The sequence below is a fragment of the Streptomyces sp. NBC_00876 genome, from assembly GCF_045207435.1.
Lineage (GTDB): Bacteria > Actinomycetota > Actinomycetes > Streptomycetales > Streptomycetaceae > Streptomyces.
Genome location: NZ_CP108800.1, coordinates 2441818 through 2458164 on the forward strand (window position 1 = coordinate 2441818; position 16347 = coordinate 2458164).

12 protein-coding genes are annotated in these 16347 nt (G+C 71.9%); 8 read left to right on the top strand and 4 right to left on the bottom strand.

All coding sequences use genetic code 11. The features are described from left to right. The first annotated feature begins 75 nt into the window (after window positions 1-75). From OG782_RS10685 to OG782_RS10700, 4 genes are all read left to right on the top strand, one after another. The gene (locus OG782_RS10685; protein ID WP_406458982.1) at window positions 76-1239 is read left to right on the top strand and encodes an energy-coupling factor transporter transmembrane component T; all 1164 of its coding nucleotides are present in this window, start codon (window positions 76-78) and stop codon (window positions 1237-1239) included. After that, window positions 1236-2960: an ABC transporter ATP-binding protein gene (locus tag OG782_RS10690; RefSeq protein ID WP_406449674.1), complete on the top strand. Its 1725-nt coding sequence runs from the start codon at window positions 1236-1238 to the stop codon at window positions 2958-2960. The genes OG782_RS10685 and OG782_RS10690 overlap by 4 nt, the downstream gene beginning before the upstream one ends. Then, window positions 2957-3784 (top strand): ECF transporter S component, encoded by an 828-nt coding sequence (locus OG782_RS10695; protein ID WP_406449676.1) that lies wholly within the window; start codon window positions 2957-2959, stop codon window positions 3782-3784. The genes OG782_RS10690 and OG782_RS10695 overlap by 4 nt, the downstream gene beginning before the upstream one ends. A gap of 304 nt (window positions 3785-4088) precedes the next feature. Next, complete coding sequence (locus OG782_RS10700) at window positions 4089-4526, top strand: transglycosylase SLT domain-containing protein (RefSeq protein ID WP_406449678.1); 438 nt, start codon at window positions 4089-4091, stop codon at window positions 4524-4526. Between the two features lie 66 nt (window positions 4527-4592). Here the strand turns inward: OG782_RS10700 and OG782_RS10705 are convergent, their stop codons facing one another. Both OG782_RS10705 and OG782_RS10710 read right to left on the bottom strand, forming a co-directional pair. After that, window positions 4593-5888, bottom strand: a complete 1296-nt coding sequence (locus tag OG782_RS10705) for an alpha/beta hydrolase (RefSeq protein ID WP_406449680.1) — start codon at window positions 5886-5888, stop codon at window positions 4593-4595. A 121-nt stretch (window positions 5889-6009) separates the two neighbouring features. Further along, complete coding sequence (locus OG782_RS10710; RefSeq protein WP_406449682.1) at window positions 6010-7179, bottom strand: steroid 3-ketoacyl-CoA thiolase; 1170 nt, start codon at window positions 7177-7179, stop codon at window positions 6010-6012. A gap of 318 nt (window positions 7180-7497) precedes the next feature. Here OG782_RS10710 and OG782_RS10715 point away from each other — a divergent pair, with 318 nt between their 5' ends. Next, complete coding sequence (locus OG782_RS10715) at window positions 7498-8748, top strand: cytochrome P450 (RefSeq protein ID WP_406449684.1); 1251 nt, start codon at window positions 7498-7500, stop codon at window positions 8746-8748. Window positions 8749-8895: 147 nt separating this feature from the next. Continuing rightward, window positions 8896-9855 carry an AEC family transporter gene (locus tag OG782_RS10720; protein ID WP_406449686.1) on the top strand — a complete coding sequence of 320 codons (960 nt, stop codon included), beginning with the start codon at window positions 8896-8898 and terminating at the stop codon, window positions 9853-9855. A gap of 116 nt (window positions 9856-9971) precedes the next feature. On the opposite strand, the gene OG782_RS10725 is transcribed toward OG782_RS10720, so the two are convergent. Continuing rightward, the gene (locus OG782_RS10725) at window positions 9972-12089 is read right to left on the bottom strand and encodes a bifunctional glycosyltransferase 87/phosphatase PAP2 family protein (RefSeq protein WP_406449687.1); all 2118 of its coding nucleotides are present in this window, start codon (window positions 12087-12089) and stop codon (window positions 9972-9974) included. Between the two features lie 241 nt (window positions 12090-12330). Between OG782_RS10725 and OG782_RS10730 the strand changes: the two genes are divergently transcribed. Continuing rightward, window positions 12331-13428, top strand: a complete 1098-nt coding sequence (locus OG782_RS10730) for a DUF2330 domain-containing protein (protein ID WP_406458984.1) — start codon at window positions 12331-12333, stop codon at window positions 13426-13428. A 192-nt stretch (window positions 13429-13620) separates the two neighbouring features. Then, window positions 13621-14106 carry a GNAT family N-acetyltransferase gene (locus OG782_RS10735; protein WP_406449688.1) on the top strand — a complete coding sequence of 162 codons (486 nt, stop codon included), beginning with the start codon at window positions 13621-13623 and terminating at the stop codon, window positions 14104-14106. A gap of 48 nt (window positions 14107-14154) precedes the next feature. Here the strand turns inward: OG782_RS10735 and OG782_RS10740 are convergent, their stop codons facing one another. Continuing rightward, a complete protein-coding gene (locus OG782_RS10740) occupies window positions 14155-16218 on the bottom strand; it encodes an MFS transporter (RefSeq protein ID WP_406449690.1) in 2064 nt (687 codons plus the stop codon). Window positions 16219-16347: the final 129 nt, after the last annotated feature.

Below are 16347 nucleotides of genomic sequence, written 5' to 3' on the forward strand. Positions count from 1 at the left end.
ACCGCAGGCCGTGAGACCGGCAGCCCGGCGACCGGAGCCGGGACCCGCGCGCCGGACCGCCGGGCCCCCGACGCCATGAACTCCCCCGCGCACCCGTTCCGGTCCTGGCGCGCCCCCGCCGCCACCCGCAGCAACGCGCTGCCCGCCGGGGCCTGGTGGCTGTGGGCGCTCGGGCTCGCCACCGCCGCCTCGCGGACCACCAACCCGCTGCTGCTCGGCCTGCTGGTCGGTGTGGCGGGTTATGTCGTGGCCGCGCGCCGGACGGACGCGCCGTGGGCCCGGTCGTACGGGGCGTTCATCAAGATCGGGCTGTTCGTCATCGGCGTTCGGCTGCTCTTCTCCGTCTTCCTCGGGTCACCGATCCCGGGTACGCATGTCGTGTTCACGCTGCCCGAGGTGCCGTTGCCGGACTGGGCGAAGGGGGTGCGGATCGGGGGCCGGGTCACCGCCGAGCAGTTGCTGTTCGCGCTGTACGACGGGGCGAAACTGGCCGCCCTGCTGATCTGTGTCGGCGCGGCGAACTCGCTCGCCAACCCGGCCCGGCTGCTGAAGTCGCTGCCCGGTGCGCTGTACGAGGCCGGGGTGGCGGTCGTCGTCGCGATGACGTTCGCGCCGAACATGGTCGCCGACGTGGTGCGGCTGCGCACCGCCCGGCGGCTGCGCGGCCGGCCGACCGGCGGGGTCGGGGCCGTGCTCCAGATCGGGCTGCCGGTCCTGGAGGGCGCGCTGGAGCGGTCGGTCGCGGTGGCGGCCTCGATGGACGCGCGCGGATACGGGCGCACCGCTCAGGTGCCGCCCGCCGTCCGGCACACCACGAACGTCCTGACGCTCGGCGGACTGCTCGGTGTCTGCGCCGGTACGTACGGGCTGCTCGCCGCGCAGGGTGCGGTGTACGGGCTGCCGCTGCTGATCGCCGGTCTGGCCGCCGCGCTGGCCGGGCTGCGCCTCGGCGGGGCGCGTTCGGTACGGACCCGCTACCGGCCCGACCGGTGGGGGGTGCGGGCCTGGCTGGTCGCGGGCTCCGGTGCGGCGGTCGCGGTGGCGATGATCTGGGCGGGCAGTGCGGACCCGGCGGCGCTGCACCCCGGTGTCGTACCGCTGACCGCTCCCGTGCTGCCGCTGTGGCCCGCCGCCGCGGTGCTGATCGGTCTGCTGCCGGCGGTGGTCGCGCCCGTCCCGCCCTCTCCCACAGGCTCGGACGTCCGGCCTTCCCCCACAGGCTTCGAGGAGCAGGTGTGATCCGGTTCGACAACGTTTCGGTGCAGTACGAGGGGGTGGACCGGCCCACCCTGTCGGGGGTCGATCTGACCGTTCCGGAGGGTGAGCTGGTGCTCCTCGTCGGACCGTCGGGGGTCGGCAAGTCGACTCTGCTGGGTGCCGTGTCGGGGCTCGTGCCGCACTTCACCGGCGGCCGGCTGACCGGCCGGGTCACGGTCGGCGGGCGCGACACCCGTACCCACAAGCCGCGTGAGCTGGCCGATCTGGTCGGCACGGTGGGACAGGACCCGCTCTCCCACTTCGTGACCGACACCGTCGAGGACGAGCTCGCGTACGGCATGGAGTCGCTGGGCCTGGCCCCCGACGTGATGCGGCGGCGGGTGGAGGAGACGCTCGATCTGCTGGGTCTGGCCACGCTGCGCGACCGGCCGATCGCCACGCTCTCCGGCGGTCAGCAGCAGCGGGTCGCGATCGGTTCCGTTCTCACCCCGCACCCCAGGGTCCTGGTGCTGGACGAGCCGACGTCCGCGCTGGACCCGGCGGCGGCCGAGGAGGTCCTCTCGGTGCTCCAGCGGCTCGTCCACGACCTGGGGACGACGGTCCTGATGGCGGAGCACCGGCTGGAGCGCGTGGTGCAGTACGCGGACCAGGTCGTCCTGCTGCCCTCGCCGGGCGCCGCCCCGGTGATGGGCGCGCCCGCCGATGTCATGGCCGTGTCCCCGGTGCATCCGCCGGTCGTCGCGCTCGGGCGGCTGGCGGGCTGGGACCCGCTGCCGTTGTCGGTCCGCGATGCCCGGCGACGGGCCTCGGAGCTGCGGGAGCGGCTGGCGGACGTGCCACCGGGACCGGTCGGCGGCGCCGACGGGCCCCGGCTTCCGGCCGGGGCCGTCGCCGCGCCCCGCCCGGCCGCGCGGCGGTCCGCCCTGGCCAGGCTGTTCGGCCGCGGCGCGCAGGAGAGCGCCGGGCCCGGACCCGTCACCGACTCCACCACCCGGGTCGAGCGCCTGGGCGTGCGGCGCGGCCGGGTCGAGGCCCTGCGCCGGGTGACGCTCACGATCGCCCCCGGCGAGACCGTCGCCCTGATGGGACGCAACGGTGCGGGCAAGTCCACCCTGCTCTCCGCCCTCGTCGGCATGGTCGAGCCCACGTCCGGCACCGTTCTCGTCGGCGGCCTCACCCCGCACCGCACCCCGCCGCGCGAGATGGTGCGGCGGGTCGGTCTCGTACCGCAGGAGCCGCGCGATCTGCTGTACGCGGACACCGTCGCCGCCGAGTGCGCGGCGGCCGACGCCGACGCGGGAGCCGCACCGGGCAGCTGCCGGGCCCTGGTCTCCGAGCTGCTGCCGGGTGTGGCGGACGGCACCCACCCCCGCGATCTCTCCGAGGGGCAGCGGCTCGCCCTGGCGCTCGCCCTCGTGCTCACGGCCCGGCCCCCGCTCCTGCTCCTGGACGAACCGACCCGCGGTCTGGACTACGCGGCGAAGGCCCGGCTGGCCGGGGTGCTGCGCACGCTGGCGGCCGAGGGCCACGCGATCGTGCTGGCCACCCATGATGTGGAGCTGACCGCCGAGCTGGCCCACCGGGTGGTGATCCTCGCGGACGGGGAGGTCGTCGCGGACGGGCCGACCCCGCACGTCGTGGTGTCCTCGCCGGCGTTCGCCCCGCAGACCGCGAAGATCCTCGCCCCGCAGGAGTGGCTGACCGTGACGCAGGTACGCGACGCGCTGGAGGCCACCGGATGACCGGCACGACGGACGGCCGGACGCGTCCGGTCCGGCTCGGGCCGCGGGCGGTCGCCGCGCTGCTGCTGATCAGCGCGATCGGTGTCGCCGCGTTCGGCTGGCCGCTGCTGGCCGGTCCGGACTCCGGGCTCGCGCACTCCCAGGACGCGCCGTGGCTGTTCGCCGCGCTGCTGCCGCTGCTGGTCGGGGTGGTGGTCGCGATGATCGCGGATGCCGGGCTCGACGCGAAGGCGGTGGCGATGCTGGGGGTGCTGGCCGCGGTCGGCGCCGCGCTGCGGCCGCTGGGGGCGGGCACGGCCGGTCTGGAGCCGATGTTCTTCCTGATGGTGCTGAGCGGGCGGGTGCTCGGGCCCGGCTTCGGCTTCGTGCTCGGCTCGGTCACGATGTTCGCCTCCGCGCTGCTGACCGGCGGGGTGGGTCCGTGGATGCCGTTCCAGATGCTGGCGATGGGCTGGTTCTCGATGGGCGCCGGCCTGCTGCCGGGACCGGACCGGCTGCGCGGGCGCGCCGAGCTGCTGATGCTCGCGGCGTACGGGGCGGTGGCCTCGTTCGCGTACGGCACGGTCATGAATCTGTACGGGTGGACCATCGTGCCGGGGCTCGGCTCCGGTATCTCCTTCCAGCCCGGTGACCCGCTCACCGAGAACCTGGTGCGCTTCCTGGCCTACTGCACGGCCACCTCGCTCGGCTGGGACCTGGGCCGGGCCGTGCTCACCGTCGTGCTGACGCTGACCGTCGGAGCCGCCCTGCTGAAGGCGCTGCGCCGGGCCACCCGCCGGGCCGCCTTCGAGGCCCAGGTCACATTCGGGGCTCCTGGCGAGTGAGGGCCCCCACAGGACCTTGGTCCCGTACTAGGCACGTTAGGAGCCCTGCGAGGGGTGCGTAAACGCCCTCGTTGTCGCCTCCGACCTGCAATGAAGCGGTTTGGGGTGGTTCGGGACCTTCGGCTCCGGGTGCGAGGCGGGGTCGTACCGGGGGTCGTTGCGATGGTTGAACGTCGCGGCTAACACTGGAGACGTCGCCGAGCACCGCAGCGTCCACCGGAACGGACAGCGGTCAACTAGCGCCGGTTCACGCAGGATTCGGACCGGAGCGTGCGACTCCCCCGTACCCGACGTAAGGATCCCTGTGTCGTTCGCCCGTAACCTTCTCGCCAAGCCCCGCAACGCCCGTCGCAAGTCCGTCATGGCCGGTGCAGCCGTACTGCTCGGCGCCACCGGCCTGGGCCTGGGTGTCTCCCCGGCCATGGCGGCTCCGTCCGCCGCTCCGGCGTCCGCCGGGAGTGCTCAGGACACGGCGAGGGCGATGATCGGTGACGACGCGCAGTTCCAGTGCTTCAGCAACATCGTCAGCCACGAGAGCGGCTGGAACCCGAGCGCGACCAACGCCTCCTCCGGCGCCTACGGCCTGGTGCAGGCCCTGCCCGCTTCGAAGATGGCCTCCGCCGGTTCCGACTGGCAGACCAACCCCGCCACCCAGATCAAGTGGGGCATGGACTACATGAACTCCCGCTACGGCAGCCCGTGCGACGCCTGGTCGTTCTGGCAGGCCAACAGCTGGTACTGAGCCCGCCAGGACTCCGTCCAGCAGTAACGAAAGCCCCGACCGCTCAGCGGCCGGGGCTTCTCGGCGTCAGTGGCGCGCCGACAGCGTGTCGAACCAGCGCACGATCTGCGGACCCGACGCCAGGAACGTGTGGTTGTGGTCCACCGCACCCTGGTCGACCACGGGGGCTCGCGTCCCCCGCTCCGCCAGGTCTGCCGCGCAGCTGCGGGCGTTGGCGATGGGCACATCGGTGTCACCCGACGCGGAGTAGAGCCGTACCGGCACGTCCGGCTTCCAGGCGCAGGTGCCGTCCTGGGCGCGGACCGCGGCCAGCAGGGCGCCGGCCGGGTGCTGGAACTGCCGGTAGTAGTCGTCGGTGAGCAGTTCCTTCAGCGTCGCGGGGAGGGCCGGGATGATCTCCTCCTCGAAGTGGTTCGTGTCGAAGAGTCCGTCGGCGATGTCCGCGTACGGCTCCCGGAACGCTTCCGACGGGTCCTTCCAGAGCGGGTGGAGCCGGTTCTGCGCGGTGAGGAAGTACGTCATGTAGAAGACGGCGCTGGTGTCGTTGATCCTGCCGTCGAAGAGGCCGGGCGTCTCGGCGTTCTCGATGTCGTAGGGACCCGAGACGGGCGCCAGCGCCTTGAGGGTGAAGTGCCGGTCGGCGCCGTCCTCGATCGCCCTCCCCAGCGCCATGGCGACCTGACCGCCCTGCGAGAACCCGCTCGCGTAGACATCACCGGTGAGCGGGCGGCCCAGCCGCAGGGCCGCGGTGCGCGAGGCCCGGAGCATGTCGAGCGACGCGGTGACGGAGGACGCGGTGTCCATGTACGGGTGGAGGCCCGGCCCCTTGCCCAGGCCCAGGTAGTCGGGGGCGGCGACCGCCCGCCCGGCCGAGGCGTGCAGGTAGGGGGCGTAGCGGCCGAAGTCCTCGCCGACGGAGGGCGCGTAGTCGCGGTGGGCCATCGTGCCGTGGGTGTCGGAGACGAGGTCCAGCCGGCCGGCGCCGCCCTCGGGCAGGACGAACAGGCCGGTGGCCGTGGTGGGTTCACCCTGCGGGGTGATGGTGCGGTAGGTGAGGCGGTACGCCCGCACGCCGTACCGGACGGTGGCCGTGTCCATACCGCCCGAGGCCAGGAAGTCCGCGACCGCGGCCCGGCCGGTGCGGTCGAGGGGGGTGAGCGCGAGCAGCGCGCCCCGTGCGTCGTGCCGCGCGGCCGCGCCGGGTGCCGGTGCGTCCTGGACAGCGGTCCGTCGGGCGGCCGCCGGCTGCCCCGCCGCCGCGGCCGGCACCGCGGCCAGTGCGGTGAGGACCACCACCGTGGCGGCTGCCAGGAGTCGTTGGGCGCCGGCCTTGCGGGTGGGGTTGCTCCCGTTGTTTTCCATGGTGATGACGCTAGGCAGCCGCGTCCGGCGCCGACATCCGCGTGACACCCCCGCCGATGGTGCACTTGAGCGCACCATCGGCCGGGGTGTCAGGCGCCCCCAGGGTCTCTCGTCCGGATCCCTACAGCCGCTGGATGATGGTCCCGGTGGCCAGGGCGCCGCCCGCGCACATGGTGATCAGGGCGAACTCCTTGTCCCTGCGCTCCAGTTCGTGCAGAGCCGTGGTGATCAGCCGGGCGCCGGTGGCACCGACCGGGTGGCCGAGGGCGATCGCTCCGCCATTGACGTTGACCTTCTCCAGGTCCTGGTCGAAGACCTGGGCCCAGCTCAGCACCACGGAGGCGAAGGCCTCGTTGATCTCGACGATGTCGATGTCCTTGAGGGACATGCCGGCCTTGCCGAGCACCGCACGGGTCGCGTCGACGGGGCCGTCGAGGTGGAAGTGCGGGTCGGAGCCCACCAGCGCCTGGGCGACGATCCGGGCCCGCGGCTTGAGCTTGAGCGCGCGCGCCATCCGCTTGGACGCCCACATGATCGCGCAGGCGCCGTCGGATATCTGCGAGGAGTTCCCCGCGGTGTGGATGGCGGTGGGCATCACGGGCTTGAGCCGGGCGAGCCCTTCCATCGTGGTGTCGCGCAGCCCCTCGTCGCGGTCGACGAGCCGCCACATGCCCTGGCCGGCGGCCTGTTCGGCCTCGGTGGTGGGCACCTGGACCGCGTACGTCTCCCGTTTGAACCGCTCCTCGGCCCAGGCGGCGGCGGCCCGCTCCTGCGAGATGAGGCCGAACGAGTCGACGCGCTCGCGGGTGAGTCCGCGCTTGCGGGCGATGCGTTCGGCGGCCTCGAACTGGTTGGGCAGGTCGACGTTCCACTCGTCCGGAAACGGCTTTCCGGGGCCGTGCTTGGAGCCACTGCCCAGCGGTACGCGTGACATCGCCTCGACCCCGCAGCTGATGCCGACGTCGATCACCCCGGCCGAGATCATGTTGGCGACCATGTGCGAGGCCTGCTGCGAGGATCCGCACTGACAGTCCACGGTCGTCGCGGCGGTCTCGTACGGAAGTCCCACGGCGAGCCAGGCGTTGCGGGCGGGGTTCATGGACTGCTCGCCGGCATGGGTGACGGTGCCGCCGACGATCTGTTCGACGCAGTCCGCGTGGATGGCGGTCCGGCCGAGAAGTTCACGGTAGGTCTCGCCCAGCAGATAGGCGGGGTGCAGATTGGCGAGCGCGCCTCCGCGCTTGCCGATCGGGGTGCGTACGGCTTCGACGATGACGGGTTCCGCGGCCATGAGCTCGTCCTCTCCTCACGCTTCCGCAGAGGCGTCCCGGCGCCCGCGGAAGGAACTAGTACGCGTTCTAGTTCTTCATGCAGTCTTATGAGGCTTACCCCCGGTACGCAAGGGGTGTGCACGCACCTTGGCCATGCTTCACAGTCAGCGCTCACCGCAAACGGACCGGTTCACCGATGCTTCACGCAACAGATCCGGCCATGCCCCTTGTCAGTTGTAGAACTCGTTACTACCTTTCGGGCAACATCTGATGGGTCGTCAGACACTGCTCGGCGGCGACTCTCGGACCGACCTGGAGTTTCCGACCTGGAGTTGCCGATGTCCTGCCCCCATCTGCCCGAAGGGTTCGACTTCACCGATCCCGACCTGCTCCAAGACCGGATCCCGCACCCGGAGTTCGCCCGGATGCGGGAGACGGCGCCGGTCTGGTGGTGCACCCAGCCCACCGGCATCTCCGGCTTCGACGACTCGGGCTACTGGGTCGTCACCCGGCACGCCGACGTCAAATACGTCTCGACCCACCCCGAGCTCTTCTCGTCGAACACCAACACCGCGGTCATCCGCTTCAACGAGTCGATCAGCCGCGACCAGATCGACGTCCAGAAGCTGATCATGCTGAACATGGACCCGCCCGAGCACACCCGGGTCCGCCAGATCGTCCAGCGCGGCTTCACCCCCCGCGCGGTCCGGTCCCTGGAAGAGGCGCTGCGCAGCAGGGCACGTTCGATCGTCGAGACGGCGCTGGCCGCGGCGGACGCGGACGGCTCGTTCGACTTCGTCACCAACATCGCCGTCGAACTGCCGCTTCAGGCCATCGCCGAGCTCATCGGCGTACCGCAGGAGGACCGGGCCCGGATCTTCGACTGGTCGAACAAGATGGCCTCGTACGACGATCCGGAGTACGCGATCACCGAGGAGATCGGCGCCGAGGCGGCGATGGAGATCGTCTCGTACTCGATGAACCTCGCGGCGGCGCGCAAGGAGTGCCCGGCGAAGGACATCGTCTCCCAGCTGGTCGCCGCCGAGGGCGAGGGCAACCTCTCCTCCGACGAGTTCGGCTTCTTCGTGATCCTGCTCGCCGTGGCCGGCAACGAGACCACCCGCAACGCCATCAGCCACGGCATGCACGCCTTCCTGACCCACCCCGAGCAGTGGGAGCTCTACAAGCGCGAGCGGCCGGAGACGACCGCCGAGGAGATCGTCCGCTGGGCGACGCCCGTGGTCTCCTTCCAGCGGACCGCCACCCAGGACCTCGAACTGGGCGGGCAGCAGATCAAGAAGGGCGACCGGGTCGGGATGTTCTACTCCTCGGCCAACAACGACCCCGAGGTCTTCGAGAGCCCGGAGAAGTTCGACATCTCCCGCGACCCGAATCCGCACCTCGGATTCGGCGGCGGCGGCCCGCACTTCTGCCTGGGCAAGTCCCTGGCCGTGATGGAGATCAACCTGATCTTCAACGCGATCGCGGACGTGCTGCCCGACCTGCGTCTGGTCGGCGACCCGCGGCGGCTGCGGTCGGCCTGGCTCAACGGCATCAAGCAGCTCCAGGTGAGCACCCCGGCCGGCTGAGGACGGGGCACCCGCACCCCGGGCCGGGCGGCTCGGGCCGACTCAACCCGGGGTGCGACAACCGGAGTTCGACCCCAATACACCTGGAAGCGACTCCTCCGCACCCCGGTCCGCATCGCGGACAACCGGCCGGGGATCATGGCGGGCATGCACGCCATGCTCTCCGGTTTCGCACCCATCTGGATCCTGACCGGCATCGGTTACGCGGTCGGCCGCACCGGACTCCTCGGGGAGCACGCGGAGTCCGTGCTCGGCCGGTTCGTCTTCCATGTGGCCATGCCGGCGGCCCTGTTCACCATGGTGTCGGGGTCCCGGCTGGATGCCTTCGCCCATCCGTCGATGGTGGCGTTCGCGGCGGGCACGGCGCTGGTGTCCGGGCTGGGGTACGCGGTGGGCCGGCGGTTCTTCGGCCGCAAGAGGGCCGACGGGGCGATCAGCAGCATGGCCTCCGGATACGTCAACTCCGCCAATCTGGGCATCCCGGTGGCGGTGCAGGTCCTCGGCGACGCCTCGTTCGTCGCACAGGTCATCCTGTTCCAGGTGCTGCTGGTCTCGCCGGTGATCCTGACCCTGCTGGACTCGGGCACCCAGGCGGCCGTACCCGCGGGCGAGCGCCCCAGCGGCGGACTGCGGCGGATGCTCACCATGCCCGTGCGCAACCCGATCATCATGGCCTCGCTGCTCGGCGTGGCCGTCTCCGCGACGGGGGTACGGCTGCCGGCCGCCCTCACCCACCCCTGCGACGTGCTGGGCGCCGCGGCCGTGCCCACCGCCCTGATCACGCTGGGCCTGTCCCTGCACGGTGGCCCGGCCGACGGAACCGGCCGGGTCACGGGACGGGCGGAGGTCGGCGTCGCGGTCGTCCTCAAGACCCTGGTGCAGCCCCTGATCGCCTTCGCCGTCGCCGGCCCGCTCCTGCACCTGCCGGACCACCAAGTGCTGGCCGTGGTGCTCTGCTCCGCACTGCCGACGGCGCAGAACGCCTTCATCTACGCCCGCCAGTACGGCCTGGACACGAGCCTCGCCCGCAATTCCGTGGTGGCCTCCACCCTGGTGTCGATGCTCACGCTGTCCTTCGCGACCTGGGCACTGGGGCCCGGCCACTGACCCGTTCGAGTGGCGGGGTCCGCCCGACGGGCGGATGCTGGGAACGCGACGATCCACACGCCGAAGGGGCGCGGGGACATTTGTGTGTCCCCGCGCCCCTTCGGCCTGCCCGTGGGCTACGGCTTGCCGGCCACCTTCACCGCACGCTCCGGCGCCGGCCGTCCGCCGGGCCGCCGGATCTCCCCCTCATCCACGGCCTTCACCTCAGCCTCCCGCAGCCCGCGCGGCCCGGCCAGGGCGTGGGTGAGGCCGAAGCCGAGCGCGACCACGACCGCCCCGCCCACCGCGTCGAGCACCCAGTGGTTGCCGGTCGCGATGATCGCGGAGACCGTGACCAGCGGATGCAGCAGCCCCAGCGCCTTCATCCAGGCCTTCGGGGCGAGCATCACGATCACCACGCCGCACCACAGGGACCAGCCGAAGTGCAGCGAGGGCATCGCCGCGTACTGGTTGGTCATCGAGGTCAGCGTGCCGTAGTCGGGCTTCGCGAAGTCCTGGACACCGTGCACCGTGTCGATGAAGCCGAGGCCCGGCATCAGACGCGGCGGGGCCAGCGGGTAGAGCCAGAAACCGACCAGGGCCAGGAGCGTGGTGAAGCCGATGGAGCTGCGCACCCAGCGGTAGTCCGCCGGACGGCGTGCGTAGAGCACACCGAGGATCGCGAGCGGCACGATGAAGTGGAACGTCGAGTAGTAGTAGTCGAAGAAGTTCCGCAGCGGGCCGATCCCGACGACGGCGTGGTTGGCCCAGTGCTCGATGTCGATGTGCAGCCACTGTTCGAGCGAGTGGATCTGCCTGCCGTGCTCCTCGGCGGTGGCGCGGCCGGCCGTCGCGGCCAGCCTGACGTGCGCGTACACGGAGTAGACGACCCGGATCAGCAGGAGTTCCAGCAGCAGGTTGGGCCGGCTGAGCACCCGCCGCCAGAACGGCAGCAACGGCACCCGGCTCCAGCGGGCCGGCGCCGGGGCCGCGTGGTGCGTGGGGATCGGCTGCTGCCAGTACGGCGAGGTGCGCGGCAGGAACGGGGCGGCGCACGCGGCCCCGAGCGCGGTGAGCAGCAGCACGTTGTCCCGTACCGGCAGCAGCGCCCCGATGTTCGGCAGCAGCATCTTGCCGGGCAGCGTGATCACGAGGACCACGACGGCCGGCCACACCATCCGGTCCGAAGCCCGCCTGCCGACCCGGCCGACCACGGCCAGCAGCACCCACAGCAGCTGGTGCTGCCAGGCGGTCGGTGACACGGCGACGGCCACGCAGCCGGTCACCGCCACGGCGAGGAGGAGCTGGCCGTCGCGCGCGTACCGGGTGGCGCGGCGCAGGCCCACGAAGCAGACGGCCGCGGCCAGCACCAGGAAGAGCGCGATCTCCAGCGGGCCCTGGAGGCCGAGGCGGAGCAGCGCACCGTGCAGGGACTGGTTGGCGAGGCTGTCCGCCTGGTCGCCGAGGCCGGCCCCGGCGACATGGTGCACCCAGTACGTCCATGAGTCGTGCGGCATCGCGGCCCAGGCCAGTGCCGTGCAGGCGGCGAACGCGGCGCCGCCGGTGAGCGCAGCCCGGCGTCTCCCGGTCAGCCACAGCAGTGCGGCGAAGAGCAGCACGGTCGGCTGGAGTGCGGCGGCGACCCCGATGAGTACGCCCGAGGCGCGTTCGCCGCGGACCGCGAAGCAGCCGATGAGGACCAGGAGGACCGGCAGGATGCTGACCTGGCCCAGGTGCAGGGCGTTGCGCACCGGCAGGGAGAGCATCAGCAGGCTGATCGCGACGGGCGCGGCGAGCAGCGCCGTGCGGCGGGTGACGGGGGCGGGCAGGGCGCGCGCCGCGATGACGCCGAGCGCGGCGACGAGCAGCAGCGAGCCGAAGGTCCAGGCGACGCCGAGGCTCTGTTCGGCCGAGCGGGTCAGCGGCTTCAGCACCAGGCCGGCGAACGGGGTGCCGGTGAACCGGTCGGTGTCGTACAGCGACCCCGCCACATGGAGCACACCGTTCTCACCGGTCCACGTCTCCAGATCGGTGAGCCCCTCGCCCGGCGGCTGCCGCAGCACCACCGCCATCTGCCGCAGGGCCAGTGCGGCCACCACCAGCCACAGGACGGTCCGCGCCGCCCCGGTCCTCACTGCCGTCGTCGCACTTCCGCGCACACTGTGCTCCGCGTTCGCCACGCTGCGCCGACCCTCCCGCCGTCTCGTTGCCCGCCCTCGGTCCGGGCACGCTGTGAAACCATCCCATTGCGTCATGAGCTAGACACAATCGGCCTCTTCCTCATTTGACCGCCATCCCGCCCATATCCGGAAAGGCGTTCGACCGGGGTGAGCGGAACGGGCCGGCGCAACCGGAACCGGCGGGGCCGCCCTCACGTCTGAGCCCGTGATCGGTGACGACGGGGGAGGAACACGGCACATGCGGTGCGCGGGGAGAACGCAGAACATGCGGGCCGGGTCGCGAGGGTGGGCGGTCCGCGCGCTCTCGCTCGTCCTGATGCTGGTGTCGCTTCAGCTGGGCTCGCTGATCGCACCGGCGTACGCCTGTGGCTGCGGGGCGATGGTCGTGAACCGGAACAGCCAGGTCAGGGTCGAGCACGAGACCTCGGCGGTGAGCTGGAACGGCAGCACCGAGCAGATCGTGATGCAGCTGACCGTCCGCGGGAACGCGCCGGAGGCGGCGTGGATCATGCCCGTGCCGCACCGCGCCACCGTCGAGCTCGGTGACGCCTCGCTCTTCTCCGACCTGGAGACCCTCACCGCCCCGGTGTACGAGACCCGGCACTACTTCTGGCCGCGCGCCGACGACTGGCCGTTCGGCGGGTCGGGGAACACGGTCGGGGACGGTGCGGCCGCACCTTCGGCGGCCGCACCCGTCGAGGTCGTCGGCCGGGAGCGGCTGGGGCCGTTCGACGTGGCCCGGCTGGCGGCGACCGACCCGGCGGCGCTGGAGGACTGGCTGGGGGAGAACGGCTTCGAACTGCCGGACCGGCTGTCCACGGCACTGCGCCCCTACGTCGAGCAGAAGTGGGAGTACGTGGCGGTGCGCCTGGCTCCCCGCGAGAAGGGCACCGGCCGGCTGTCCGGCACGCTCGACCCGCTGCGGCTGCGCTTCGCCAGCGACCGGCTCGTCTACCCGATGCGCCTGTCCCGACTGGCCGCGACGCCCCAGTCGCTGAGCCTGTACGTGCTGGCGGCCCACCGCATGGAACCGCGCACCGCGATCGGCGGGCAGCGGCCCGAGGTGATGTACGCGGGCCGGGTCGACCCCCGGCGCGAGGCGGAGCCGTACCGGGCACTGGAGGCGCTGACGGGCGGCAAGCCGGTGTTCGTCACGGCGATCGACCAGTCCTTCCCGCAGCCGAAGCTGATCAGCGGCGACCACGAACTGCGGGCGACCGCCGCGGACACCCCGTACCGGACCACGTACTACGAGGACGAACTGCTGACCGTGGGCGGTGCCCCCGCCTGGGTGCTGTCGCTGCTCGGCGGCGCGGCGGTGGTGGCCGCGGCCGTGCTGTGGACGCTGCGGGCCCGGCACCGGCGGCCCGTGCTGCCGCCGCCGCCGGTCACCGTGCCGCCGCCGCTGAACTGAGCGCGCGGCCGGGGCGCCGGCAAGCGGCCGGCGACCGGAACATTCGCGCGAAGGCTGAAGCGCGGGACGGCGGTACTCACGGCGTCCGCCTCGAGCGGGGTGGAGGCCGCGGGCAGCACGGCCGCTGCGCCGCCGGTCCCCCTGCGCCCAAATCGTTTCCCCATACAGTCATGTGCGGGAAAGAATGGCCCCATGACGTGGACCGTGACGCCCGAACGCTTCGACTCCCCCGACGCCGCCCTGCTGCGCCGGGACTACTACGACGAGGTCGCCAGCCGTTACTGGGGGCGCCCCGCGACCGTCGAGGAGATCGCCGAGGGGCTCACCGACGACGGCGCCGAGCTGCTCGCGGTACCGACCGGCGAGTTCGTCGTCGGCCGCTTCGACGGCAGGGCGGCGGCGTGCGCGGGGCTGATCGTGGTGGACGCGGATGTCGCGGAGCTGACCCGGGTGTTCGTTCGCCCCGAGGCGCGCGGCACGGGCGGCGGCGGGCTGCTGCTCGCGGCGGTCGAGAGCCGGGCACGGGCGCTCGGCATCCGGCGGATCCGGCTCGACACCCGTAACGACCTCGTCGAGGCACGCGGGCTGTACGCGAAGCACGGCTACCGGGAGGTCCCGGCCTTCCACCACCGCCAGTACGCGGAGCACTGGTTCGCCAAGGAGCTCCTGACCGTCTGAGGGCCGTCCGGGTCTTCCGTCCGGATCAGTCCGGGTCTTCCGTCCGGATCAGTCCGGACGGGGCGGGTGGCCCGCCGCGTGGTCGCGCCTCGGCTCCGGGCTGTGCGGGCGCTCCTTGCTCGAGCCGGTCGTCTCCGCCGTCAGTTCGGACACCAGGGCGACCAGGTCGGTCGGCCGGTCCGGACCCCACCAGTCGCCCAGCAGCTCGGCCAGCGAGTCCTCGCGGGCCTGGGAGAGCTTCACCACGGCCTCGGCGCCGGGTTCGGTGAGCACCAGCTGCACGCCCACCCGCCGGGCCAGCCCGCGCTCCTCCAGCTGCCGGGCCGCCTCGCTGACCACCCGCAGCGGTACGGGAGCGACTTCGGCGAGCCGGGCGGGTTCCACGGTCCCGTGCCGTTTGATGCGCAGCAGCATCCAGCTGGCGGCCGGCAGCAGGTCGAAGCCCGCGCGTTCGGTGATCTTGATGTAGACCTCGCGGCGCCCCTCACGGGTGGCGAGTACCGACAGGGCCCGGGCGCATTCGTCGTACGAGGACCGCTCGACCGGGTTCGACGCCAGGGTCTCGGTGACTTCGGGGGCGGTCACCGAACCGCGCAGCCTGTCCTCCTTGAGCAGCCAGGCGAAGACGAAGGCGACCAGGACGACCGGGGCCGCGTACAGGAACACGTCGGTGATCGATGTCGAGTACGCGTGGAGCACGGGCTGCTGGAGCGACGGCGGCAACTGGCCGATCGCGCGCGGGTCGGCGGCCAGACCCTTCGCCGAGACGCCGGGCGGCAGTGGCTGGCCGGCGAGCGCGGAGCCGAGTTTGTCGGTGAGCCGGCTGGTGAAGACGGTGCCGAAGATGGCGACGCCGAACGAGGCGCCGATGGACCGGAAGAAGGTCGCCCCCGAGGTGGCGACGCCGAGGTCCTGGTACGTCACGGCGTTCTGCACGACCAGGACCAGGACCTGCATCACCAGGCCGAGTCCCGCACCGAAGACGAAGAAGTAGATGCTCATCTCCCAGGTGGGGCTCGTCTCCGTGAGCCGGTGCAGGAGCAGCAGGCCGATCGCGGTGAGGCCCGTGCCGACGACCGGGAAGACCTTCCAGCGGCCCGTACGGCTGACGATCTGGCCGGACACGGTGGAGGTGATGAGCAGCCCGAACACCATCGGGAGCATGTGGACGCCGGACATCGTCGGCGTGATGCCGTGCACCACCTGGAGGAAGGTCGGCAGATAGGTCATCGCTCCGAACATCGCGAAGCCGACGACGAAGCTGATCACCGCGACGAGGCTGAAGGTCCTGATCCGGAACAGCTTCAGCGGCAGGACGGGTTCGGCGGCGCGGCGCTCCACGTACACGAAGGCGATCAGCAGCACCACGCTGAGCGCGGCCAGGCCGATGATCTGCGCCGATCCCCAGGCCCAGGTGGTGCCGCCGAGCGAGGCCACGAGGACCAGGCAGGTGGCGACCGAGGCGATGAGGAAGGTGCCGAGGTAGTCGATGGTGTGCTTCGTCCTGCGGACCGGGATGTGCAGCACGGCGGCGATCACGACGAGGGCGACGACGCCGATGGGGAGGTTGATGTAGAAGACCCAGCGCCAGCTGAGGTGCTGGGTGAAGAAGCCGCCGAGGAGCGGCCCGAGGACACTCGTCGCGCCGAACACCGCTCCGAACAGCCCCTGGTACTTGCCGCGCTCGCGCGGGGCGACGATGTCGCCGACGATCGCCATCGACAGCACCATCAGACCACCGCCGCCGAGCCCCTGGAGGGCCCGGAATCCGATCAGCTGCGGCATGTTCTGGGCGATGCCGCAGAGGGCGGAGCCGATCAGGAAGATGACGATGGCGATCTGGAAGAGCCTCTTGCGCCCGAACTGGTCACCGAGCTTGCCCCAGAGCGGGGTCGCCGCCGTCGACGCCAGCAGATAGGCCGTGACCACCCATGACAGATGTTCCAGTCCGCCGAGGTCGCTGACGATGGTCGGCAGCGCGGTGGAGACGATGGTCTGGTCGAGTGCGGCCAGGAGCATGCCGAGAAGCAGTGCGCCGATCGCCACCAGGACCGACCGCTGGGAGCGGTCTGCGCCGGGGGCCGGGGCCGGGGGGCTCAGCTGCTGGGCCATGAAACATCTCCTCGGATCCGCTACACCCCCATCCTGTCTGCTCTGCCCCGTTATGGCCTGCCGAGGGGCGGGGTGATTGGGCATACCGGCGGCGGGCTGCATAATCGCAGGCAGTTCAAGGGGAGGGGA